General features: G+C 72.4%; 22 protein-coding genes. 10 read left to right on the top strand and 12 right to left on the bottom strand.

The genetic code is table 11. The annotated features are described in order from the left end of the window. Positions 1–248: 248 nt before the first annotated feature. The 4 genes from ABZ840_RS20070 to ABZ840_RS20055 all read left to right on the top strand — a co-directional run bounded on the left by ABZ840_RS20070 (position 249) and on the right by ABZ840_RS20055 (position 5,598). The gene (locus ABZ840_RS20070; protein WP_361561383.1) at positions 249–3,110 is read left to right on the top strand and encodes a peroxidase family protein; all 2,862 of its coding nucleotides are present in this window, start codon (positions 249–251) and stop codon (positions 3,108–3,110) included. 89 nt (positions 3,111–3,199) lie between these two features. Then, on the top strand, positions 3,200–3,661 hold the full coding sequence (locus tag ABZ840_RS20065; protein WP_361561382.1) for a universal stress protein: 462 nt from the start codon (positions 3,200–3,202) through the stop codon (positions 3,659–3,661). 124 nt (positions 3,662–3,785) lie between these two features. Continuing rightward, positions 3,786–4,001, top strand: a complete 216-nt coding sequence (locus ABZ840_RS20060; protein ID WP_361561381.1) for a dodecin — start codon at positions 3,786–3,788, stop codon at positions 3,999–4,001. Positions 4,002–4,146: 145 nt separating this feature from the next. After that, positions 4,147–5,598 carry an amino acid permease gene (locus tag ABZ840_RS20055; protein ID WP_361561380.1) on the top strand — a complete coding sequence of 484 codons (1,452 nt, stop codon included), beginning with the start codon at positions 4,147–4,149 and terminating at the stop codon, positions 5,596–5,598. A 106-nt stretch (positions 5,599–5,704) separates the two neighbouring features. On the opposite strand, the gene ABZ840_RS20050 is transcribed toward ABZ840_RS20055, so the two are convergent. From ABZ840_RS20050 to ABZ840_RS20020, 7 genes are all read right to left on the bottom strand, one after another. After that, the gene (locus tag ABZ840_RS20050) at positions 5,705–5,920 is read right to left on the bottom strand and encodes an EF-hand domain-containing protein (protein WP_361561379.1); all 216 of its coding nucleotides are present in this window, start codon (positions 5,918–5,920) and stop codon (positions 5,705–5,707) included. Between the two features lie 75 nt (positions 5,921–5,995). Further along, positions 5,996–8,458 carry an excinuclease ABC subunit UvrA gene (uvrA, locus tag ABZ840_RS20045; RefSeq protein WP_361561378.1) on the bottom strand — a complete coding sequence of 821 codons (2,463 nt, stop codon included), beginning with the start codon at positions 8,456–8,458 and terminating at the stop codon, positions 5,996–5,998. 61 nt (positions 8,459–8,519) lie between these two features. Next, entirely contained in the window at positions 8,520–9,758 is a 1,239-nt protein-coding gene (locus ABZ840_RS20040) for an FAD-dependent oxidoreductase (protein WP_361561377.1), read from the bottom strand. Then, positions 9,755–9,949, bottom strand: coding sequence for a ferredoxin (locus tag ABZ840_RS20035; protein WP_361561376.1), 195 nt, complete (start codon positions 9,947–9,949; stop codon positions 9,755–9,757). The genes ABZ840_RS20040 and ABZ840_RS20035 overlap by 4 nt, the downstream gene beginning before the upstream one ends. Positions 9,950–10,006: 57 nt before the next feature. Next, positions 10,007–11,227 (bottom strand): cytochrome P450, encoded by a 1,221-nt coding sequence (locus ABZ840_RS20030; protein WP_361561375.1) that lies wholly within the window; start codon positions 11,225–11,227, stop codon positions 10,007–10,009. A 198-nt stretch (positions 11,228–11,425) separates the two neighbouring features. Beyond that, positions 11,426–11,893 (bottom strand): hypothetical protein, encoded by a 468-nt coding sequence (locus ABZ840_RS20025; RefSeq protein ID WP_361561374.1) that lies wholly within the window; start codon positions 11,891–11,893, stop codon positions 11,426–11,428. A 253-nt stretch (positions 11,894–12,146) separates the two neighbouring features. Beyond that, positions 12,147–12,767 carry a TetR/AcrR family transcriptional regulator gene (locus ABZ840_RS20020; RefSeq protein WP_361561373.1) on the bottom strand — a complete coding sequence of 207 codons (621 nt, stop codon included), beginning with the start codon at positions 12,765–12,767 and terminating at the stop codon, positions 12,147–12,149. Positions 12,768–12,874: 107 nt separating this feature from the next. On the opposite strand from ABZ840_RS20020, the gene ABZ840_RS20015 reads away from it, so the two are divergent. Together ABZ840_RS20015 and ABZ840_RS20010 are read left to right on the top strand one after the other, a co-directional pair. After that, positions 12,875–13,936, top strand: a complete 1,062-nt coding sequence (locus ABZ840_RS20015; protein ID WP_361561372.1) for an aminoglycoside phosphotransferase family protein — start codon at positions 12,875–12,877, stop codon at positions 13,934–13,936. 52 nt (positions 13,937–13,988) lie between these two features. Beyond that, entirely contained in the window at positions 13,989–14,603 is a 615-nt protein-coding gene (locus ABZ840_RS20010) for an alpha/beta hydrolase (protein ID WP_361561371.1), read from the top strand. A gap of 22 nt (positions 14,604–14,625) precedes the next feature. On the opposite strand, the gene ABZ840_RS20005 is transcribed toward ABZ840_RS20010, so the two are convergent. The 3 genes from ABZ840_RS20005 to ABZ840_RS19995 all read right to left on the bottom strand — a co-directional run bounded on the left by ABZ840_RS20005 (position 14,626) and on the right by ABZ840_RS19995 (position 16,850). After that, positions 14,626–14,976, bottom strand: coding sequence for a DUF1330 domain-containing protein (locus tag ABZ840_RS20005; RefSeq protein WP_361561370.1), 351 nt, complete (start codon positions 14,974–14,976; stop codon positions 14,626–14,628). A 123-nt stretch (positions 14,977–15,099) separates the two neighbouring features. Further along, the gene (locus tag ABZ840_RS20000) at positions 15,100–15,753 is read right to left on the bottom strand and encodes an FMN reductase (protein ID WP_361561369.1); all 654 of its coding nucleotides are present in this window, start codon (positions 15,751–15,753) and stop codon (positions 15,100–15,102) included. Beyond that, positions 15,750–16,850, bottom strand: coding sequence for an LLM class flavin-dependent oxidoreductase (locus ABZ840_RS19995; RefSeq protein ID WP_361561368.1), 1,101 nt, complete (start codon positions 16,848–16,850; stop codon positions 15,750–15,752). The genes ABZ840_RS20000 and ABZ840_RS19995 overlap by 4 nt, the downstream gene beginning before the upstream one ends. 216 nt (positions 16,851–17,066) lie before the next feature. Between ABZ840_RS19995 and ABZ840_RS19990 the strand changes: the two genes are divergently transcribed. The 4 genes from ABZ840_RS19990 to ABZ840_RS19975 all read left to right on the top strand — a co-directional run bounded on the left by ABZ840_RS19990 (position 17,067) and on the right by ABZ840_RS19975 (position 20,310). Continuing rightward, entirely contained in the window at positions 17,067–17,825 is a 759-nt protein-coding gene (locus tag ABZ840_RS19990) for a triose-phosphate isomerase family protein (protein ID WP_361561367.1), read from the top strand. A gap of 20 nt (positions 17,826–17,845) precedes the next feature. Next, positions 17,846–18,298 carry an RpiB/LacA/LacB family sugar-phosphate isomerase gene (locus ABZ840_RS19985; RefSeq protein ID WP_361561366.1) on the top strand — a complete coding sequence of 151 codons (453 nt, stop codon included), beginning with the start codon at positions 17,846–17,848 and terminating at the stop codon, positions 18,296–18,298. 34 nt (positions 18,299–18,332) lie between these two features. After that, complete coding sequence (locus ABZ840_RS19980) at positions 18,333–19,340, top strand: zinc-dependent alcohol dehydrogenase family protein (RefSeq protein ID WP_361561365.1); 1,008 nt, start codon at positions 18,333–18,335, stop codon at positions 19,338–19,340. Positions 19,341–19,413: 73 nt separating this feature from the next. Beyond that, positions 19,414–20,310, top strand: a complete 897-nt coding sequence (locus tag ABZ840_RS19975) for an arginase family protein (RefSeq protein WP_361561364.1) — start codon at positions 19,414–19,416, stop codon at positions 20,308–20,310. An 18-nt stretch (positions 20,311–20,328) separates the two neighbouring features. On the opposite strand, the gene ABZ840_RS19970 is transcribed toward ABZ840_RS19975, so the two are convergent. Both ABZ840_RS19970 and ABZ840_RS19965 read right to left on the bottom strand, forming a co-directional pair. Next, positions 20,329–21,495: a glycoside hydrolase family 88 protein gene (locus tag ABZ840_RS19970; RefSeq protein WP_361561363.1), complete on the bottom strand. Its 1,167-nt coding sequence runs from the start codon at positions 21,493–21,495 to the stop codon at positions 20,329–20,331. Positions 21,496–21,608: 113 nt separating this feature from the next. Then, positions 21,609–23,159, bottom strand: a complete 1,551-nt coding sequence (locus ABZ840_RS19965) for an AMP-binding protein (protein WP_361561362.1) — start codon at positions 23,157–23,159, stop codon at positions 21,609–21,611. Between the last annotated feature and the right edge of the window lie 160 nt (positions 23,160–23,319).

Below are 23,319 nucleotides of genomic sequence, written 5' to 3'. Positions count from 1 at the left end.
CGCGCCGGGACCGACGCGCGGCCGCCGCGTCCACCCGCGGCTCGGCCCTCCCGCCGAGCCGGCCCGGGCACCCCGCGCATCGCACCCCGCTGTCCAGCGGCGGCCGGACGGGCGGCGTCGGGCGGCGTGACCGGCCGTGTCGCGGGGCGTCGCGAGCCCGGCGGAATCGACCCGAATCGGACCCTGCCGGGCCGCGCGGGGGCGAGTAGCGTCGGGCGCCCTTCTTCCCGTACGGAGGGTGCGGACCCATGGCCGACACCGTGAGTTACGTGCAGTACGAGACGTACGAAGGCGGCAGCCCCGAAGCGGAGCGACTGGTCTTCGAGAAGCTGGCGCGCGACCTGATGCGCGTCCAGCTGCGCAACAAGGGCAGCGGCGGGACGCACGGCGTCCGGCGTGCCTTTCATGCCAAGGGCGTGCTCGGCGTGGAGAACGCCCGGCTGCGGTTCAACGACGATCTGCCACCCGCGCTGGCCCAGGGATTCGCCCAGCCCGGAGCCGAATACCGCGCGCTCGTACGGCTTTCCAACGCCAGCGGCATACCGCAGTCCGACGTCTCGCCCGACCTGCGCGGCATCGCCGTACGGGTGGAGGTGTCACCGGAGGAGACCCACGACCTGCTGGGGACCAACTTCCCGGTGAGCCATGCCCGCGACGCCCGCGAGTTCGTGGCCTTCGCCAAGGCCATGGCGGGCGCCAGGACACCCCTGCAGAAGGCGTTCGGGCTGCTGGTGAAGCTCCCGCTGGCGGTCGGCTGGGCCACCGCCACCCGGATGCGCCGCAACGTGCAGGCCGCCGCCCGCCACACGGTCGGCTCGCTGGCCCGCGAGACGTACTGGAGCCGCGGCTCGTGCCTGTGGGGCGACGCCGGGCCGGTGCGCTACCAGCTGCGGCCCGCGCCCGGCGGCGCGCCCGCGCCCCGCCCGGACCGGCACGACCCCGACCACCTGCGGCACGAGCTGGCCGAGCGGCTGGCCGCCGCCGACGTCGAATTCGACCTGTGCGTACAGCGGTTCGTGGACGAGAAGCGCACCCCCGTCGAGGACGGCGCCACGGACTGGCGCGAGTCGGACGCGCCCGTCGTCCCGGTGGCCCGGCTCACCGTGCCGCGCCAGGACATCACCACGGCCGAGGCCGCCTCCGCCGCCCGCCGCATCGAGCAGCTGGCGTTCAACCCGTGGCACACCACGGAGGACTTCCGCCCGCTGGGCAACCTGAACCGGGCCAGGAAGGCCGCGTACCAGGCGAGTGCGGCACACCGCCTCGGCACCCGCTTCCGGACCGACGAACCGCTGCGCAACAGCCTGCTCGGCCGGCCCCTGCGGGCGGTGTTCACCGCGCTCAACCGCTACGTGCCCTGGCACCGGCTGCCGCTGAACGCCGGTCTGCTCAACCTGGTCGCGCTGCGCCAGGTGCTGCGCCGCCGCAACCTCATCGACACCGAGATCCCCGAGGCGCCGCCGAAGGCGGTTCCGGTACCGGAGACGGTGGACGAGCGCGCCCGCACGGCCCGCTCGTACGACGGCTCGCACACCGACCTGTCGGCGCCCCGGATGGGCGCGGCGGGCTCGACCTTCGGCCGCAACCTCAAGCCGGTCTACCGCCCCGACCTCTTCGACACCCCGAACCCCGTCACGGTCGCCCGCGAGCTGCTGCACCGCCGCTCGTTCCAGCCCGCCTCCTCGCTGAACATCCTGGCCGCGGCCTGGATCCAGTTCCAGGTGCACGACTGGGTCGACCACCGGCGCTACGCGCTCGCCGAGCGCTCGGTGGAGGTGCCGCTGCCGCCCGGCAGCAGCTGGTACAACACCCCCGGCGGCCCGGCCGAGAACGTCATGCGGATCGCCGAGAACAAGGGGCTGGAGCGCCCCGGCAAGCCGCCGATCCTCTTCACCAACACCACCTCGCCGTGGTGGGACGGCTCCGAGGTCTACGGCGGCGACGAGCGCACCGCGCGCAGCCTGCGCGAGCCCGACGGCGCGAAGCTGCGCCTGGAGGACGGCCATCTGCCGATGGGGTCCAACGGGATCCCGCTGACCGGCTTCGCCGACAACTGGTGGCTGGGCCTGTCGGTCATGCACACGCTCTTCGCGCGCGAGCACAACGCGGTCTGCGACGCGCTGCACAAGGAGTACCCGAAGATGACCGCCGAGCAGGTCTACCAGACCGCCCGGCTCGTCGTCTCCGCGCTCATCGCCAAGATCCACACGGTCGAGTGGACGCCCGCCATCCTGGCGACGAAGTCCATCGACATCGCACTGCGCACCAACTGGGACGGCCCGCCGAACAACTGGCTGCAGAAGCTGGGGCTGTGGCTGGTCGAGTCGCACTCGCTGACCGGCATCCCGAAGACCCTCCCCGAGCACCACGACGTGCCGTACTCGCTGACCGAGGACTTCGTCACCGTCTACCGGATGCACCCGCTGCTCCCGGACGACTACGAGCTGCGCGAGCACCACTTCGGGCAGCGCCTGGAAGCCCTGACCTTCAACGACCTGCAGGGCGGCGCGGCCGAGTCGCTGGCCCGCAAGACAGGGCTGACGGACTCGCTGTACTCGCTCGGCATCGCGCACCCGGGCGCGATCACCCTGCACAACTACCCGCGCGCGCTGACCCACTTCGAGCGGGACGGCGAGATCCTCGACCTGTCGGTCGCGGACATCGTCCGGACGCGGCGGCGCGGGGTGCCGCGGTACAACGACTTCCGGGCCGGGCTGCACAAGCCGCGGGTCACCCGGTTCGACCAGATCTCCGCCGACCCGGACACGGCCGCGCTGCTGAAGGACGTGTACCGGAACGTCGACGAGGTCGACACCGTGGTCGGACTGTTCGCGGAGAACCCGCCGGAGGGCTTCGGATTCAGCGACACCGCCTTCCGCGTCTTCATCCTGATGGCGAGCCGGCGGATCCAGTCCGACCGGTTCCTGACCGTGGACTTCCGGCCGGAGATCTACACGCCGCTGGGCATGGACTGGGTGGCGCGCGGCGGGATGAACTCCGTCATCCTGCGGCACTGCCCGGAGCTCGCGGCGATGCTGCCCCGCGACGCCAGTGCGTTCGCGCCCTGGCGGCCGGTGCTTCCGGTGCGCGGCAACGGCGCGGGGTCGTGAGGGACCGCCGCCGGGCCGCGTACGCGGGGTGAGCGATCTTGTGATGCCCCACGGGATCGCTCCGGGGCGCGGGCGTTAACCTCCTCCCTGTGGAGGAGAAGACGCCCGCGCCCTTCGAGCGCGGTACGGACGGCCCCAAGGTCATCGTCGTCGGCATCGACGGCTCGCAGTCGTCGTGGCGGGCCGCCTCGTACGCGGCCGGGCTGGCCCGCCGGCAGAGCTCGAAGCTGGTCCTGGTGTACGTCCAGCCGGTGCTCGCGGCCGGCGCCGCGCTCGGCGCCCCGGTGGCACCCACGACGGACGAGATAGCCGAAGAGCTGATGGCCGAGATCCGCGCCTCCACCGAGCGCCTCCAGGGCATCTACGACCTCCGCTGGGAGTTCCACGTCGTGCGCGGCGACCCGTACGGCGCGATGCTCCGGATGGCTGACGATCTGAAGGCCGACGCGGTGGTGGTCGGCGCGTCGGAGTCCGCGGGTCACCGCATCATGGGCTCGGTCGCGGTACGTCTGGTGAAGGCGGGCCGCTGGCCGGTCACGGTCGTCCCGTAGCGCCCCTCGTTCGGGAGGCGGACCGCGGCGGGCGGGTGCACTGTAGGAGGAACTGCCCGACACGCCCACTCGCACAGCCACCGCGATGCCGCCGGGAACCGACACGCCGACGAGGGAGTCTGCCGTGACCGACCGGACCTACCGTGTGACAGAGATCGTGGGCACGTCCCACGAGACCGTGGACGCCGCCATTCGCAACGGTGTACGGCGCGCGTCGCAGACGCTGCGCAATATGGACTGGTTCGAAGTAACTCAAGTGCGCGGTCACATCGTCGACGGCGAGATCGAGCACTACCAGGTCGGCCTCAAGGTCGGCTTCCGGCTGGAGGACGCGGACTGATCCGGGCGGCCGGTCCCGGGGCCGGTTGCAGGAGCGGGTTTCGGGTCACCGCCCCCCGTACGGGGAGTGGCCCTCCGAGTCGCCTTCCGTAAGCGCCGGATAAGGGCCATGATGATCCGCCGTCGGACCGACGAGAGGACATCGCATGGGCCTGCGTGCGGGACAGGGCGTACTACGCCGCAAACCGATCGAAATGATCCAGGAGACCGAGGGCGGCAAGGGCGAACAGCTCACCCGCTCCCTCGGTCTCTGGCAACTGACGGCCATCGGCGTCGGCGGCATCATCGGCGCCGGCATCTTCACGCTGGCGGGCACCGTCGCGAACGAGAAGGCCGGCCCCGCCGTCCTGATCTCGTTCCTCATCGCGGGCATCGCGAGCGCGGCGGCCGCGTTCTCCTACGCGGAGTTCGCCGGGATGATCCCGAAGGCGGGCTCCGCGTACACCTACGGGTACGCGGTCCTCGGCGAGCTGGCGGGCTGGTTCATCGGCTGGGACCTGCTGCTGGAGTACACCGCGATCGTCGCCGTGGTGGCGATCGGCATCTCCGGCTACTTCAGCTTTCTGCTGGGTGAGCTGGGGGTGGAGCTGCCCGCCTGGATGCTGGGCGCGCCGGGCTCCGGGGAGGGGCACCGGGTCGACCTCTTCGCCGCGATCCTCTGCCTCCTGATCGCGTACCTCCTCACCCTCGGCATCAAGAACGCCGCGCGCTTCGAGACGATCGTCGTCGGGCTGAAGGTCCTCGTCGTCCTGGTCGTCATCGGCGTCGGCTTCTTCCACATCAAGACCGGGAACTACACGCCGTTCTTCCCGCACGGCCTCAGCGGTGCGTTCGCCGGCGCGGCCACGGTCTTCTTCGCCGTCTTCGGCTACGACGCCATGTCGACGGCGGCCGAGGAGTCCAAGGACGCCCAGCGCCACATGCCCAAGGCGATCCTGTACTCGCTGCTGATCTCGATGGTGCTGTACGTCCTCGCCTGCCTGGTGCTGACCGGCATGCAGAACTACACGAAGATCGACCCGGAGAGCGGCTTCTCGACCGCCTTCAAGTCGGTCGGCCTGAGCAGCCTGGCGGACGTGATCGCGGTCGGCGCGATCATCGGCATCCTCACCGTCATGTTCACGTTCATGCTCGGCGTGACCCGTGTCTGGTTCTCCATGAGCCGCGACGGCCTGCTCCCCAAGTGGTTCGCCAAGACGCACCCCACCCGCCACGTCCCCACCCGCGTCACCTGGATCGTGGGCGCGGCGTCGGCACTGATCGCAGGGTTCCTGCCGATCCGCGAGGCGGCCGAACTGACCAACATCGGCATCCTGCTGGCCTTCGTCGTCGTCTGCATCGCCGTCATCGTGCTCCGCTACAAGCGCCCCGAACTCCCCCGCGGGTTCAAGTGCCCGGCCGTCCCGCTCGTTCCGGCCATAGGAGTCGTCTTCTCCATCTGGCTGATCACCTTCCTGGAGTGGCAGACCTGGCTCCGTTTCGCCGGCTGGTTCGTCATCGGCCTGATCATCTACTTCGCCTACTCCTACCGCCGTTCGGAGCTGGCCAAGGCGAACCGGGAGATCGACGACCTGGAGGACCGCGAAGGGCGGCTGTGAGCCCGCCCACCCCCTGCCGGACAGGAAAAACGCGTACGCCCGCCGGGGACGACTCCGGCGGGCGTACGCGTACAGGGGGCAGCGGCCCTTCCGGGCGCTGGAGGGGTCAGGCCTTCTGGAGGGCGGTCCAGAACTCGTCGAAGGACATCAGGCCGTCGCTGTTGGTGTCGCGGGCCTTGATGACGGCCTCGGCGACCGGGCCGGTGACGTAGGGGTCACCCATCTCGGCCATCGCATGCTTGAACTCCTCGGCCGTGACCATTCCGTCGCCGTTCTGGTCGAAACGTGCGAACGTCGCCTTGGCCTGCTCGATGTCTGCCACGGGGTGCCCCCTTCGTGCGGTGCTGTCGTCGTGCCGTCCGGGAGCCCCGGCCGACCCGGGTACATTAACCGACCGTCACACGCGGCCGAGCGCCCGGGCGAGGTAAGGCGCCGTGCGGCTGCCCTCCGCCGCCGCGACCTCGGCCGGCGTACCGGCCGCCACGACACGCCCGCCGTCCGCGCCACCGCCGGGGCCGAGGTCGATGACGTGGTCGGCCCCCGCGACCACGCCCATGTCGTGTTCCACGACGACCACCGTGTTGCCGGCGTCCACCAGCCCGTGCAACTGGCGCAGCAGCACCTCGGTGTCGGCCGGATGCAGCCCCGTGGTGGGCTCGTCCAGCAGGTAGAGCGTGTGCCCGCGGCGGGTGCGCTGCAGCTCAGCCGCGAGCTTGATGCGCTGCGCCTCACCGCCGGACAGCTCGGTCGCGGGCTGGCCGAGCCGCAGGTAGCCCAGGCCGACGTCCTGGAGCGTGCGCAGGCTGCGGGCCGCCGCGGGCACCTCCGCGAGGAAGTCCGCCGCGGCGTCCACGGTCATCTCCAGCACCTCGGCGATGTTCCGTCCGCGGTAGGTGATCTCCAGCGTCTCGGGGTTGTAGCGGGCGCCGTGGCAGGCCGTGCACGGCGCGTACGTACCCGGCAGGAAGAGGAGTTCGACGGCGACGAACCCCTCGCCCTGGCAGGTCTCACACCGCCCTGCGGCCACGTTGAAGGAGAAGCGGCCCGCCTTGTACCCGCGCGCCCGCGCCTCGTCGGTGGCCGCGAAGACCTTCCGTACGGCGTCGAACAGGCCGGTGTACGTGGCGAGGTTGGAGCGCGGGGTGCGGCCGATGGGCTTCTGGTCGACGCGTACCAGACGGTCGACGGCTTCCAGGCCCTCGGCGGCGGCCGGTTCGGCGAGGGGCCGCGCCTCGTCGCCGCTCTCCTCGGCGCCCGCGTCCGGCCGCTCCCCCGCCGCGTCCCCGCCCAGCCGCTCCCGTACCGCGTCCGCGAGCACCCGGGTGACGAGGGTGGACTTGCCCGACCCCGAGACGCCGGTGACGGCCGTGAAGACCCCGAGGGGGAACTCCGCTTCCAGGCCCCGCAGGTTGTGGAGCGTGATCCCGGACAGCCGGACCGCGCCGGCGGGCTTCCGCGGCTCGCGAGCCCCGGCGCCGTCCGGCCCGTCGAAGAGGAAGCGGCGGGTGAGGGAATCGTCCACCGTCGCCAGGCCGTCCACCGGCCCGCTGTGCAGCACCCGTCCGCCGTGCTCCCCCGCCCGCGGGCCGACGTCCACGAGCCAGTCGGCTCGGCGGACCACGTCCATGTCGTGCTCGACGACGAAGAGGGAGTTCCCCGCGTCCTTCAGCCGGTGCAGGACGGTGAGCAGCGCCTCGGTGTCGGCCGGGTGCAGGCCGGCGGAGGGCTCGTCCAGGACGTAGACCACGCCGAAGAGGCCGGAGCGGAGCTGGGTGGCCAGCCGCAGGCGTTGGAGTTCGCCCGCGGAGAGGGTGGGCGAGGGGCGGTCCATGCCGAGGTAGCCGAGGCCGAGTTCGGTGAGTACCTCGATACGGGCGACGAGGTCGCGCGCGAGGGTGCCCGCCACGCTCTCCTCGTCCGTGCCCTCGGCCGTCGGCCGCAGCAGCGCGGCGAGCGCCGAGAGCGGCATGCCCGCCAGCGCGGCGATGTCGTGGCCCGCGAAGGTGACGGCCAGCGCCTCCGGCCGCAGCCGACGGCCCCCGCACGCCGGGCAGTCCTCGGAGACCAGGAACCGCTCGACGCGCCGGCGCTGCGTCTCGCTCTGCGAGTCGGAGAACGTGTGCAGCACGTAGTGACGGGCGCTCTGGTACTGGCCCTTGTACGGCCGCTGGATGCGCCCGGCCTCGCGTTCCGGGTGCACGGTGACGACCGGCCGCTCCTCGGTGAACAGGATCCAGTCCCGGTCCCGCTGCGGCAGGTCGCGCCAGGGCCGGTCGATGTCGTACCCGAGGGTGGCGACGATGTCGCGGAGGTTCTTGCCGAGCCACGCGCCGGGCCAGGCGGCGATGGCGCCCTCCCGGACGGAGAGCGCGGGGTCGGGGACGAGGGAGTCCTCGGTGACCCGGTGGACGCGGCCCAGCCCGTGGCACTCGGGGCAGGCGCCGGCCGCGGTGTTGGGCGAGAAGGCGTCGGAGTCCAGCCGCCCGGTGCTGTCCGCCGGGTAGTCGCCGGCGCGCGAGAACAGCATGCGCAGGCTGTTGGAGAGCGTGGTGACGGTGCCGACGGAGGAGCGCGAGGTGGGGGCCGAACGGCGCTGCTCCAGGGCGACGGCCGGCGGCAGGCCGGTGATCTCCTCGACCCGGGGCGCGCCGACCTGGTGGATCAGCCGCCGGGCGTACGGCGCGACCGACTCGAAGTACCGGCGCTGCGCCTCGGCGTAGAGGGTGCCGAAGGCGAGCGAGGACTTGCCGCTGCCCGAGACGCCGGTGAAGACGCAGAAGGCGTCGCGCGGGATGGCCACGTCGACGGCGCGGAGGTTGTGCTCACGGGCGCCGCGCACCCGTACGTACGAATCGGTCATGCCCTCCATGATCGGGGACGCCGGCCGGTGGGTCGCGGTGCACCGGCCGGCGTCCCCCGTCTCACTCCGCGCCGAGGGCGGTGCGCAGGGCCGCGTGGGCCTCCTCCCACGGCCCCGGGGTGGCTATCACCGCGCGCAGCCCGCGGATCTGCCGGGGCGGCAGTCCAGCGGCGAGCACGCCGGTGGCCAGCCCGTCCCGGCCGTAGAGCGCGGCCACCTGGCGCTGCTCCTTGTCCAGGAGGACCGTCTCGGTCCGGTCGGCGCCCGCGAGCACCCCGTACGCCTGGAGCTTCATCCCGTACTGGTCGGACCAGAAGTACGGGACCGGCGTGAACGGGCGGCGCTCGTCCTCGGTGGTACCCAGCTCGGCGAGCAGGTTGCGGGCCGCGGCCATGGCCTGCTCGGTGGCGTTCATCCGGTGCTCGATCCGCAGGTGGCGGCCGTGCCCCGGGTGGTACCAGCGGGCCACGTCACCGGCGGCGTAGATCCCCGGTGCCGCGGCGCAGAACTCGTCGCAGCGCAGCCCGTCGGCGGTGTCCAGCGCCGCGTCGGCCCGCAGCCAGTCCACCGCCGGCTCGGAGCCGATGGCGAGCAGGACGGTGTCGGCGGCCGGCGCGCTGCCGTCGGTCAGCCGTACGCCGGTGACGTGCCCGTCCGCGGTCTCGACCGCCTCCAGACCGCCGGTCAGCATCCGTACGCCGTGCCGCTCGTGCTCGGCGGCGAGCAGCGTGCCCGTGCCGTCGCCGACGAGGCGGTGCATGGGCAGCGGGTCGCGGCCGACGAGCGTGACCTCGTGGCCCAGCTCGCGGGCGACCGCTGCGGCCTCGCAGCCCAGGACGCCGTTGCCCGCGACGACCAGCCGCCGCGGCGCCCCGGACAGCCAGGTCTGCAGCCCGAGGGCGTCGTCCAGCGTGCGCAGCGTGTGGACGCCTGCCACGTCGGCCAGGCCCGGCAGGGTGCGGGCCCGGACGCCGGTGGCGACGATCACGCCGGCGCACTCCAGCCGCTCGCCGTCGGCGAGGGTCACGGTGCGCGTCGCGGCATCCAGGGCCGTGGCCCGGGTGCCGAGCCGGAGGTCCAGGTCCAGGGTGTCGAGCTGGACCTCCGTACGCAGCCCCAGCCGGTCGGCCTGCCAGTCGCCGGAGAGCAGCTGCTTGGACAGCGGGGGCCGGTCGTAGGGCAGGTGCGGCTCGTCGCCGATCAGGGTCAGCGTGCCGGTCCAGCCGCCCCGGCGCAGGGCCTCGACGGCGGCGAGGCCGGCCGCCGAGGCGCCGACGACGGCGATGCGTCCGTCGGTCATGCGCCGACCTGGATGGCGGCGGCGGGGCAGATGGCGGCGGCCTCGTGGACCGCGGCGTGCTGCTCGGCGGGCGGCTGGGCGTCCAGCAGGACGACGACGCCGTCCTCGTCACGCTGGTCGAAGACCTCGGGGGCGACCAGGACGCACTGGCCGGCGGCGCAGCACTTGTCTTCGTCAAGGGTGATGTTCATGGCTTCTTGCTCCTGTGGGGGTTCCTGCGGAATTCCGTTGGGTGGTGGGGTACGGATCTACCAGGTGACGGGCAGTTCGTGACACCCGTAGATCGCCATGTCCGTGCGGAAGGGGATGGTCTCGATCGGCACGGCGGGCCGCATCGTCGGGAAGCGGCGGAGCAGGGTCGCGAGGACGACCTGGAGCTCGACGCGGGCCAGGGCCTGGCCGAGGCACTGGTGGATGCCGTAGCCGAACGCGACGTGGTGCTGGGAGTTGGGGCGGCAGACGTCGAGCGTGTCGGGGTTCTCGAAGGTCTCCGCGTCGCGGTTGGCGGACGGCACGGCGACGACGACGCCCTCGCCGGCACGGATGAGCTGGCCGCCGATCTCGATGTCCGCGGTGGCGGCGCGGCGCGGGCCGTTGCGGATGATGCTGTGGAAGCGCAGCAGCTCCTCGACGGCGCCGCGGATGAGCGAGGGGTCCTCGCGCAGCTGCTGCGCGGTACCCGGCTCACCCATCATGCTCAGCGCGGTCAGGCCGATCATGTTGGCGGTGGTCTCGTGCCCGGCGACCAGCAGCAGGGCCGCGAAGCCGATGACGTCGTCGTGGCTGATCTCCCCGGCCTGCTGCTGCTCGACGATCAGCCGGCTGAGGATGTCGTCGCCCGGGTCCGCCTCCTTGGCGGTGACCAGGCGGTCCAGGTACGCGCGCAGCTCCTCGCGGGCGGCGTCGGCCTCCGCCTTGGGGATGGTGCGGGAGAGCAGCTTGCCGGTGAGTCCCTGGAAGAGCGCGTGGTCCTCGTAGGGGACGCCGAGCAGCAGGCTGATGACGAGGGAGGGCACCGGGAGGGCGAGCGCCTCGACGAGGTCGACCGACTCCTCGCCGTTCAGCCTGGCGGTCTGCATCGCGTCGCACAGTTCGTCGGTGATCCGCTGGATCTCCGGGCGCAGCGCCTCGACCTTCTTGACCATGAACTCGCGGGTGACCATCCGGCGGAGCCGGGTGTGCTCCGGCGGGTCCATGCGGATGAAGCCGCGGTTCTCCGTGGTGGCGCCGCCGGTCATGCCGCTGAGCGGGTAGCCCGGGGTGAGGGTGTCGGAGCTGAACCGGGTGTCGCCGAGGATCGCGCGGATGTCCGCGTACCGGGTGACGAGCCAGGCCCAGCTGCCGTCGGGCAGCGAGATCTTCTTGATCGGCTCCTCGATCCGCATCCGGCCGAACTCGGCGGGCGGATCGAAGGGACAGCCGGTGGGGGGCTCCACGGGCAGCGGGGCATGGGGGGAAGTGACGGTCATGTCGCTCCTTGCGGACACGCGGACGGTGGCGCCGCACTCGGACGCTCGCCTAACACCCGTAAACTTACACCCGTAAAAGCCAGGCAAACGGACCGGGGCCCCCGTCAACTCCCTTCCGGGCAACGGGTACGCTGGTGGTGGTTGCCAAATACAACCTTGCGACCGCGACTCCCCGTAAAAGGGGGCATTGCCCCCCCGTCACTGGATGTTGCGGTACCGGTCCTGCCGGTTCATCGCGACCACGATGTCGCTCGGTGACTGCACTCCGGCGAAGTTCGCCTCGTGCTCCTGGCCCAGAACCGCGAACAGGGCGGCCACCGCTTCCTTCGTCTTGGCCAGCGCCTGCTCCCGCGCGTCCGGGATCCGGTCACTGTCACCGATGAGCCCGATCAGGGTCAGCTCCCAGTCACCCAGGGTTTCGGCGATCAGGATGTCCTGGGCCCGGTAGGTTCCCCATCTGTCACGCCACCCCCAGAACGTCCCCAGGGCGGCGATCACGGCGATCGACACGCTGACGGTGGCCTGCAGGCCGACCTCGTTCTGCGTCTGCGGGTAGACGAACAGCAGCGGCAGCATCACGCCGAGGATCACTTCGATCCCCCCGAAGAGGCGATACCAGAAAACGGAAGCCCGTGCGAAGAAACGCGACCGCTTGTGGTGCGTCACCAAGAGGCGTCTGACGACGTAGTGGCACTCCGGGAAGTGATCCTCGATCTTCGGGTGCCACGCGTACAACGCGTCTGTCCTGTTCCGCGCCCACAGCCTCGGCATCGCGCCCCCGCCCCCGTGCTCAGCCTTGCCAGGAGGATAGCGTCACAAGGGCCACTTCCACCCTGCTCGTTCTCCGGGTCGACCCCGGCCGGGACGGGCGCCCGCAGCCCGAAGCGGAACGGCGGATCGGATGGCCGGAGGGACGCCGTCAGCGCTCCAGCAGCAGGGTGAGGATGTCGTCGACGAAGCGGTGCAGGCGTTCGGGGTTCTTTGCGGCGGGGAGTACCTGCCAGAGCATGACCCGGCCGTGGACCGCCGACCACAGGACGTACGGTGCCTCGTCCCGCGAGCAGCGGATCCGCCAGCCGGCTTCCTCGCACGCCGTCAGCGCGTCGTGCAGGCCGCGCACCAGGAGGCCCGCCGGGTGCTGCGCCAGCCGCTCGGGGCCGACCGGGGACTGCCGGGTCTCGTAGAGCAGCCGGTACTTCGCCGGGTGGTCGATGGCGTACCGGCAGTACGCACGCAAGCGCGCCCGCAGCCGCGCCACCGGGTCCCCCTCCGGGACCAGAGCGCCGGCCGCTGCCATGTCCTCGACCAGCCGCTCGTAGCTGACCTGCATCGTCGCCCAGACCAGCTCGGTCTTGTCGGCGAAGTGCCGGTAGATGCTGGGGGCCGCGACGCCCGCCTCACGGGCCACGGCGCGGAGCGACAGCGCGTCCTCGCTGCCGACCTGCTCCAGCAGCCGCTCGGTGGCGGTCAGCAGCTCAGCGCGCAGCCGGTCACCCTGGCCGCGCGGGTTCCTGGGCCGTGCGGCCGCGCTCTCCGTCATCGCCGTGCGCCTCTTTCTCGTCTGGCGGGCCTCAAGAGTTTCACACTCGTGCCCCTGTTCCCGCCGCACGGCCACGCGCGGCCGCCGGGAGCCGCTACCGTGCGCCCATGCCCGAGCCCCCACGCGCCGACGGCGCCACCCCCGCCGGCACCGGCACCGCCGACCGGCGGCCCGATCTCCTGCCACCGGACCTCCTCCCTCCCGACCTGTTCCCGCCCGGCCTCCCGGTGGCCGAGACCATGGCGCGGCACGCTTCCGGCCGTGCCTGGCTGGCCCGGCTGCCGCAGCTGGTCGGCGAGGCCGCGGAACGCTGGGGGCTGCGCCTGTCGGCACCGTTCGACGGCGGCAGCTGCTCCTGGGTGGCACCCGTGCGACTGCCGGACGGCGGCCGGGCCGTCCTGAAGGTGACCTGGCCGCACCGGGAGGCGGCGGGCGAGGCCGCCGCGCTGCGTGCCTGGGGCGGCCACGGCGCGGTACGGCTGCTCGACCACGACCCGGAGCGCCACGCGCTGCTCCTCGAACGCTGCGTACCGGGTACGACGCTGCTTGACGCGGTGCCGGAGGCCGACGGGCGCGCCGCTCCCCCGGACACCGCGCTCTCCCCCGAGGAAGGGCTCGACAGGGCCGCCGACGTACTGGACGCCCTGTGGCGCGCGCCGCGGCCCCCGGAGGGCGAGCTGGAGTCCGTGGCGGCGGTCTGTGCGGAGTGGTCGGACCTGGTGCGGGAACGCGCGGACCGGCTCCGGCCGCCGTACGACCCCGGCCTGGTGGCGCTCGGCGCGTCGCTGCTGCGGGAGCTGCCCGCCTCGGCCCGCCGCGAGGTCGTCGTGCACGGCGACTTCAACCCCGGCAACGTGCTGGCCACCGGCGGCCCCGGCGGCTGGGCCGCCATCGACCCCAAGCCGATGGCAGGCGATCCGGGGTACGACCCCTGGCCCTTGCTGACGCAGCTGGACGACCCCTTCGCGCACGACTCGCCCGCCGACGTGCTGCGCGCCCGGCTGCGCCTGCTGGCCGACCGGCTCGGCGAGCCCGCCGAGCGGATCGCCGCCTGGGGCGTGGCCCGCTCCGTGGAGAGTGCCCTGTGGGCCGCGGCGCACGACGACGTGGCAGGCGGTGCCGAGGAGTTGGCGGAGGCCCGGGTGCTGGCGGAGGTCGCCGGGCTGTGACCCCGCCGTGTACGACGCCGCAAGGCCACCGGCTCCTCTATGGTGGTGGCGCATGAGGCGTGAGCGACCCATGGTGACAACGGTCTGGGACGAGGCGACACCCGGTGCCCCACGCGTCGTCATGGTGTACGGCCCGCTGGCCCCGGGCACCGAAGTCTTCGCCGGGCAGCGCATGTTGGCGGAACTGTTCCGGCTGGAACTGGTCGGCCCGGCGGCCGACGGCATCGGCGTCGACCCTTCCGGTATCGCGGAACTCCTCGACCAGGGCGCCCACTTGGTCGGCCACTGCACCGGTGCCACGGTGGCCCTGCACGTCGCGGCGGCCGCCCCGCAGGCCGTCCGCTCCCTGACGCTGCTCGAACCGTGCGCCCTGCGGGCGACGGCGGGCCGGCTCGCCGCGTACGGGGAGCCCGCCGCCGACACCCCCGGCCTCCGCCCCGCCGCGCTGCTCACCGCCGACTGGCCCAAGCTGATCGTCAACGGCGCGCCCGGCCGCCCCTACGACGACCGCCGCGGCTGTCCGCACCCGACGCCGCCCGGCTACGGCGAGCAGGTCGCCGACGCGATCGGCGCCCGCCACCTCCGGGTAGAGGACGCGGGCCACGCCCCGCAACGCGACCGCCCCGGCCGGGTGAACACCGCACTCAGGCGGCTGTGGCAGGGGTGAGGGGCCCTGGAACCGCTTCCGGTCAGTCGCCGTTCAGAGCCGCGGACCGGACGGCTGCCGCCGTGCGCGTCGCGTCGTAGCCGACCGGGACCCCCGGCACGAGCACGACGTCCGCCTCGATGTGCCGGGTGCGCAGCGGCAGGATCTCCTGGTACTCGGGCGAGTCGTACCACGCGCGAGCCTGCTCCAGGTCGGGGAACTCGACGAGGATCGCGTACCCGGGCCAGGTGCCCTCGCGGACCTCGGGCTTGACGCCGTGCACGAGGAAACGGCCGCCGAAGGGGACGAACGTCCCCTGGATGCGCTCGATGTAGGACAGCACGTCCTCGTGCCGGCTGTCATTCTTCAGGTGGGCCACGGCGTATGCGCTCATGTCGGTCCCCTCTCCCCGTCGAGTGGCGCCGGCCGCCCGTGCGGCCCGCGCTGACCCCTAGATTTGCAGGACGGGGTCAGCGCGTCGATGACCTCTGAGGTCATGGACCGCACACAGCGGGGCTCAGCCCGCCCGCAGCGCCGCCAGCTGCTCCTCGAACGGCACGACGTCCTCGAACTCGTCGGAGCCGCCGCCGTCCTCGGCCACGGGCGCCGTGCCCGCGCCGCCGCGCACCAGCCCGGCCAGCTCCCCCGCGGCCCGTTCGATGCGCTCCATGAGCGCGCCGCCGGGGCCGTTGCCGCCCGCGCCCCAGTCCTCGGACGCCGCGTACACCGCGGTCGGCACGACCACCGCGCGCAGGTACGCGAAGAGCGGGCGCAGCGCGTGCTCCAGGGCCAGCGAGTGCCGGGCCGTGCCGCCGGTCGCCGCGATCAGCACGGGCTTGCCGGTGAGCGCGGTGTTGTCGATGACGTCGAAGAACGACTTGAACAGTCCGCTGTAGGAGGCGGTGAAGATCGGCGTGACGGCGATGACGCCGTCCGCCGCCGTCACCGCCTCGATCGCCTCGCCCAGCGCCGGCGAGGGGAAGCCGGTCACCATGTTGTGGGCGATGTCGGTGGCGAGGTCGCGCAGTTCGATGACGCGGACCTCCACCGGACGGGCGGTGCCGTCCGCCGTCCGCTCCCGGGTGGCCTCGGCCAGCCGGTCGGCGAGCAGGCGGGTGGACGAGGGCACGCCCAGTCCGGCCGAGACGGCCACGATCGTCAGGGGCTTCATTCCGCCACCTCCTCCAGGGCCGCGGCGTCGCGCTCGGCGACACGGGCGGCGTGCGTGGGACCCTCCGGCACCTCGGCCGGGCGGTCCTTGGCGAACTCCTTGCGCAGCACGGGCACGACCTCTTCGCCGAGCATGTCCAGCTGCTCCAGGACGGTCTTCAGGGGCAGGCCCGCGTGGTCCATCAGGAACAGCTGCCGCTGGTAGTCGCCGAAGTAGTCACGGAATTCGAGGGTCTTCTCGATGACCTGCTGCGGGCTGCCGACGGTCAGCGGGGTCTGCTCGGTGAACTCCTCCAGGGAGGGGCCGTGCCCGTAGACCGGCGCGTTGTCGAAGTACGGGCGGAACTCGCGGACCGCGTCCTGGGAGTTCTTCCGCATGAACACCTGACCGCCGAGCCCCACCATCGCCTGCTCCGGCGTGCCGTGGCCGTACTGCGCGTAGCGGTGGCGGTAGAGCCGGATCAGCTGCTGGAAGTGGTGCTTGGGCCAGAAGATGTTGTTGGCGAAGAAGCCGTCGCCGTAGTACGCGGCCTGTTCGGCGATCTCCGGGCTGCGGATGGAGCCGTGCCACACGAAGGGCGGTACGCCGTCCAGCGGGCGGGGCGTCGAGGTGAAGCCCTGCAGCGGGGTGCGGAACTTGCCCTCCCAGTCGACCACGTCCTCGCGCCACAGCCTGTGCAGCAGGGCGTAGTTCTCGATGGCGAGCGGGATGCCCTGGCGGATGTCCTGGCCGAACCAGGGGTAGACAGGGCCGGTGTTGCCGCGGCCCATCATCACGTCCACCCGGCCCTCGGCGAGGTGCTGGAGCATCGCGAAGTCCTCGGCGATCTTCACCGGGTCGTTGGTGGTGATCAGCGTGGTGGAGGTGGAGAGGATCAGCCGCTCGGTGCGGGCCGCGATGTAGCCGAGCATGGTGGTCGGCGAGGACGGCACGAAGGGCGGGTTGTGGTGCTCGCCGGTGGCGAAGACGTCCAGGCCGACCTCCTCGGCCTTGAGCGCGATGGCGAGCATCGCCTTGATCCGCTCGTGTTCGGTCGGCGTCCGGCCCGTCGTGGGGTCGGTGGTGACGTCTCCGACCGTGAAGATCCCGAACTGCATGCTGCCCGCCTCCGTACGTTGCTGCGGTCACTGAACCGTAGTAGTTGAATCGTGAACTATACCCGCCCAACAGTGCCGGTCCCGCACCTATTCCACACCCCTGCGCGCCATCCCGCCCGGCGGCGGGCCGCCGGTAGAAGTAACACCGATTTCGTGAAGTTCACGTCTTGATTTGAGAACTTCACATGTGCTTTTGTTCTAAGCATCATGAACGACGTGATTCCTGACCTCCGCCGCCCCGTCGTAGGTGTCTCGCTGAAGCTCTACTTCGGTCTCGCCGAGACCCGGAAGTGGCTCGCGGACGTCGCCGCGCTCGCCGGTACCGCGGGGCTCGGCGCACGCGCCGTCGACCTCTTCGTCCTCCCCTCCTTCCCGGCCCTGGCCGACGCCCGCGAGCTGCTGGCCGGCACCGGGGTCGCCTTCGGCGCGCAGGACGTGCACTGGGCGGAGTCCGGGCCGTGGACCGGTGAGGTCTCCGCGGGGATGCTCACCGAGGCCGGTGCCACGTACGTCGAGGTGGGGCACGCCGAGCGGCGCGCGCACTTCGGCGAGACCGACGACGTCGTACGGGCCAAGACCCGCGCCGCCACCGCCGCCGGCCTGGTCCCCGTCGTCTGCGCGGGCGAGCGGGACGGCGCCGACCTGGGCGCCGCGGTCGAGGAGACGCTCGGGCAGGTACGGGCCGCGCTCGCGGGCGCCGTGCCGGGCAGCGAGGTCGTCATCGCCTACGAGCCGGTCTGGGCGATCGGCGCCACCGACCCCGCGCCCGCCGAGCACGTCCTGACCATGGCCGCCGCGATCCGTGCCTGCCTGGACGAGCACGACGTGCGCGGCCGGCTGATCTACGGCGGCACCGCCGGGCCCGGCACGTACGAGCGGCTCTCCGCCGGCCCCGTCGACGGCCTCTTCCTCGGCCGGCTCGCCCACGACACCGAGGGCCTGCGCCGCGTCCTCGACGAGATCGCCCCCGTCTGAACACTCCCAGGGAGACCACCATGACCTACCGCATCGCCATCGGCTGCGACGACGCGGCCTTCGAGATGAAGGACGCGATCATCGCGCACCTCAAGGGTCTCGGCTACCCGGTCACGGACCTGAGCGCGACCCCGGACGAGGACTACCCGGACGTGGCCGAGCGGGTCGCGCGCAGCGTCGCACGCGGCGAGCACGAGCGCGCCGTCCTGGTCTGCGGTACGGGCATCGGCATGGCCATCGCCGCCAACAAGGTGCCCGGCATCCGCGCCGCGCAGATCCCGGACAGCTACAGCGCCGAGCGGGCCCGCAAGTCCAACGACGCGCAGATCGCCTGCTTCGGCAGCCGCACCATGGGCGTGCACGCCGCGCTGGTGTGCCTGGACCACTGGCTGGTCTCGGACTTCGCCGGCGGCGGCTCGGCACCCAAGGTGGAGAAGATCAAGCAGGTCGAGACCCGCAACCTGGTCGCCTGAGCCGCCCCGCCCCCTCCCGAAAGGTGGAAGCACCATGCGCGCAGTAGTCATCGAGGAACCGAACAAGCTGTCCGTGACCACCGTGCCCGACCCGACGCCCGGCCGCGGCGAGGTCGTCGTCAAGGTCACCGCCGCCGGGCTGTGCGGTACGGACGTGCACATGCTGGCGGGCGAGTTCGGGCCGACGAAGTACCCGGTGATCCCCGGGCACGAGTTCTCTGGCGAGATCGTCGCCGTGGGCGAGGGCGTCACCGCCTTCGCCGAGGGCGACAAGATCGCCGCCGACCCGGCGATCTACTGCGGCGCCTGTCACTTCTGTGCCATCGGCCGCGGCAACCTCTGCGAGCGGTGGGGCACGATCGGCATCACCGTGGACGGCGCGGCCGCCGAGTACGTGAAGGTCCCCGCGAAGAACTGCTACCGGCTCCCCGAGACCGTCGAGCTGCGGCACGCGCCGCTCATCGAGCCGCTGTCGACGATCGTGCGCGGCTTCGACATCGTCGACCCCAAGCTGGGCGACCACTTCCTGATCTACGGCGCGGGCACCATGGGCCTGCTCTACATGCAGGTCGCACAGCGCGCCGGGGCCGGCTCGGTGTCCGTCGTGGACATCAACGCCGACCGGCTCACGGTGGCGAAGAAGCTGGGCGCCGACCACGTCGCCACCAGCGCCGACGAGCTGGAGAGCCGGCTGGGCTGGCAGGTCGTCACGGACTGCACCGGCAACGTCAAGGCCATCGAGGACGGGCTGACCCGGCCGATCCGCGGCGGCACGTTCCAGCAGTTCGGCTGCGCGCCCGACCAGGAGATGGCGCAGTTCTCGCCGTTCCGGATCTACAACGACGAGATCCGCATCGTCGGTTCGATGGCGATCCTGCACAGCTACGGGCGCGCGGTGGAGCTGCTGGGCAAGGGCGTCATCGACTCCGAGACGATGATCACCCACCAGTTCGCACTGGACGAGTACGCCGAGGCGCTGGAGACCTTCAAGCGCGGCACGGGCCGCAAGCTGCAGATCGTCCCCGACAAGGCCGCCGCCTGACGCCTCGTCGGCGATGCCCCCGGGCGGGGCGAAACCAGTGGCCTCCGTTGCCCCGCCCGGCCAGAATGACGGGATGCGCCGCATCGTGGTTCTCGACGCCCCGTCCAACCTCGGCCTCCGCCCGCCCGCCGAGGGCACCGTGCCCGGCTGTTACAAGCTGGCGGGCGCGCTGCGCGAACAGCGGCTGGTGCAGCGGCTCGGCGCGTACGAGGGCGGCGTCGTCGTGCCGCCCCGCTACGACCGCGGCGGCTGGCAACCGGGCGACGGCGTCTTCAACGCCGCCGCGCTCGCCACGTACACCCGCAAGCTCGCCGACCGCATCGAACACCACGTCCGGGCCGGGGACTTCCCGGTCGTGCTGGGCGGCGACTGCTCCATCCAGCTCGGCGCCTCGCTCGCCCTCCGCCGCATCGGCCGGTACGGCATCGCCGTGCTCGACGGGTCGGCGGACTTCCGGCACCCGGGGAACGCCGACCACGTCGGCGCGGCCGGCGGCGAGGAGCTGGCCCTCGCGACCGGCCGCGGCCAGCCGGACCTGACGGACCTCGAAGGACTGCGGCCCTACCTCAAGGACGAGGACGTACGGGTGCTCGGCATCCGCGACTACGACACCGAGCGGGCCGAACTCGCCGAGCTGAAGATCATGAACGCGACGGTGGGCGAGATCCGCGAGTGGGGCGCCGAGGAGATCGCGGGCGCGGTCCTGCAGACCCTCGAAGCCCCCGTCACCGAGGGCTTCTGGGTGCATCTGGACGCGGACGTGCTGGACCCGTCCGTGATGCCCGCCGTCGACAGCCCCGACGACGGCGGTCTGCTGCCCGGCGAACTCGCCACGCTGCTGCGCACCTTCGTACGGTCGGAGCGGTGCGTCGGCCTCAACCTCACCATCTACGACCCGGATCTCGACCCGGACGGCTCCGGCGCCGCCCTGCTCGCCGGTCTCCTCGAAGAGGCACTCGCGCCCCGCTGACCGGCGCGGGGCCGAGGCTCAGCCCGCCAGTGCCGCCAGTTCGCAGCCCGCGTGCAGGAAGGCGCCCACCCCGAAGTCGGCCGTGGTGTCCGGGCCGACCGGCCGGCTCGACTCGGGGCGGTCGCCGACGCCCTGGACGTAGCCGAGGAAGCCGTCGGCGTGCACCGCCGTCGTGGTCAGCCCGTGCCAGCCGCGGGCCGCCACCGGGAGGTACTGCGTGCGCGGGACGAGCCGGGCGCGGACCGCGTAGGCGGTGGCGTACACGAAGAAGGACGTGCCGCTGGTCTCGGGGCCCGGAAGGTGCGCGGGGTCGGCCAGGTTCACGTTCCAGAACCCGTCGGCGCGCTGGACACCGCGCAGCGCGGCCAGCTCCCGTACCAGGGTGGTGCGGTACTCCGGTACGTGCCGCGCCCCTGCGGGCAACGTCTTGAGGGTCTTCACGTGGCCGCCGGCCACCCAGCCGTTGCCGCGCGACCACACGACCGGCTTCCCGTCCGGCGAGAGGATGCCGCCCGGGAGGAAGCGCTTGTCGCGGTACCAGAGGCCGGAGTCCGGGTCGTACAGGCCGGGGCCGCCCTCCGCCGACTTGGTGTGCGTGTAGAGCGCGTACAGCTTGTCCCAGTAGGCGGGTTCGGTACGCAGCCTGCCTGTTCGGGCGAACGGCGGCATCGCCATGTGCAGTGCGTCGTCCCACCACCAGTCGTCGTTCTTCTCCGGCCGGTCGGTGAAGACCATCCGGTGCAGCGACTCCTCGATGGCCGCGATCTTGCTCTGTTCGGGCTCCAGTTCGTACAGGTCGAGGTAGGCCTGCCCGGCGCAGTGGTCGTCGGCGTGCCGGGTGGTGACGCCGCTGTGCAGCGCGTAGTCGTGGCCCTCGGCCCAGCCGCGCGCGTAGTCGAGGTACCGCGCTTCACGGGTGAGCCGGTACAGGTCCATCAGCCCGCCGAAGAACGTGGCGCGGGCCCACTGGTTGTCGCCGGGGTCGGCGTGCGCGCCGATCCAGTGGTCGGCGACCCGGCGCAGCACGGCGACGATCTCGTCTCTGGAGGGGAGCCCGCCGGGCGGGGCGCCTGCCGTCGCCGCGCGGGCGGTCGTGGAGAGCGCCGGTACGGCGGCGAGTGCGGCGCCGGCGGCGAGCAGTCCCCGCCGCCCCAGGTGCCGTCCGGAGTGCCCGCGGTGTGTCATGCCTACGCCCTTTCCGCCGACGGAAGCCACGCGAGTCACGCACGTGAAGGGAGTTCACTGATGTGGCGCACAGAATGGCACGCCAACTCCCGTCGGCGGAAGGGGACTTGTCCTCAGATCTTCGTGTCGTGCCCTTCCCAGTAGGGCTCCCGCAGCCGGCGCTTGAAGAGCTTGCCGGACGGGTCCCTGGGCAGTGCCGCCTCGAAGACCACGGTCCTGGGGATCTTGTACTTGGCCAGCCGGGCCCCCACGTGGGCGCGGACGTCGGCCGCGGTGAGCCCCGCGGCGGGGTCGGCCTGCACGTGCGCGGCCAGCGCCTCCCCGTACTCGGCGTCCGGGATGCCGAACACCGCGGCGTCCCGGACGCCGTCGAGCGAGAGCAGACAGCCCTCGATCTCCGCCGGATAGATGTTGACCCCGCCGGAGATGACCATGTCGTTGAGTCGGTCGCTGAGGTAGAGGTAGCCGTCCTCGTCGAGGTGGCCGATGTCGCCGATGGTGACGTACCCGGGGAGGGCGGCGGACTCCATGGCGGTGCGCTTGGCGGGGTCGCCGAGGTAGGTGAAGCGCGGCCAGGTGTCGGCCGGTCTGAGGTAGATCTCGCCGGTCTCGCCGGGCGGCAGCACCCGGCCGTCGGGCCCGAGCACGGCCACCCCGCAGGTGCCCTCCGCGTGCCCGACCGTGCCGGGGTGGGCCAGCCACTGTTCGCTGTCGCACCAGGTCACGGCGCCGGTCTCGCTGCCGCCGTAGTACTCGCGGAGGATCGGCCCGAGCCAGTCGATCATCGCGTGCTTGACGTGCGGCGGACAGGGGGCGGCGGCGTGCACGACCGAGGTGAGCGAGGACAGGTCGTACCGCTCGCGGACCTCCTTCGGCAGCCGGAGCAGGCGCACCAGCATGGTCGGGACGACCTGCACCTGCTCGACGCGGTGGGCCTCGATCAGGCGCAGGAACTCCTCGGCGTCGAAGCGCGGCATGAGGGTGATGTCCAGGCCGCAGGCGACCGCGAGGACCGCGTGCTGGCTGGGCGAGGCGTGGTACAGCGGCGCCGGGATCATGGTGCGGCCGCCGGGCCGCACGGCGAAGTAGGAGAGGAAGCTCGCCACCGCCTCGGGCAGCGCAGCGGCCGCCACGGGCTCGCGCAGTACGCCCTTGGGACGGCCCGTGGTGCCGGAGCTGTAGATCACGGTGGAGGGGCGGTCGGGCTCCGGGTCGGCCAGCGGCGCGTGACCGGCCAGCCAGTCGTCCAGGACCGGATGCGCGCCGCTGACCGGGGGCGCGTCGAAGCCGCAGGCAGCGGCGACCCCCTCCGGGACGGGTGCCTCGATGACGTGCACACCGGCCGGGAGGTGGGCGGTGACGGCGGGCAGCATGTCGGAGTGGACGAAGACGGCGCGGCTGCCGCTGTCGGCGAGGACGTGCGCCAGGTCGTCGTGGCGGAAGTGCCAGTTCACGGGCACCGCAGAGATGCCCGCCCGGGCGGCCCCCGTGGTGACTTCGAGATAGGCCGGTTCGTTGCGCATTACCACCGCGATCCGGTCACCCGGCGGGATCCCGAGGGCCCGCAGCCCGGTCGCGATGCGGGCTGCGCGGTCCTGGAAGACGGGGTAGGGGCGTTCGTGGCCGGCGGAGCGGATGGCGGCGGGTGCGGACGGGAGATCCATGCAGCCTCCAATAATGTTCGGCTCGCGCACATCAAACCGGCCGCACCGGGGATTGACCAGAGTGCTCACGGCAGAACAGCCGCACCACTGACGATGCGTCAGAGCGACGGGAGCGTACGGGAGGGCGCGCAGGGGGCGCGTCGGAGCGGCGCCGCCGTGT

Source organism: Streptomyces sp. NPDC047117 (genome assembly GCF_040643545.1).
Lineage (GTDB): Bacteria > Actinomycetota > Actinomycetes > Streptomycetales > Streptomycetaceae > Streptomyces.
Note: the sequence above shows the minus strand (reverse complement) of the source record. Positions and strands in the feature narration are given on the sequence as shown.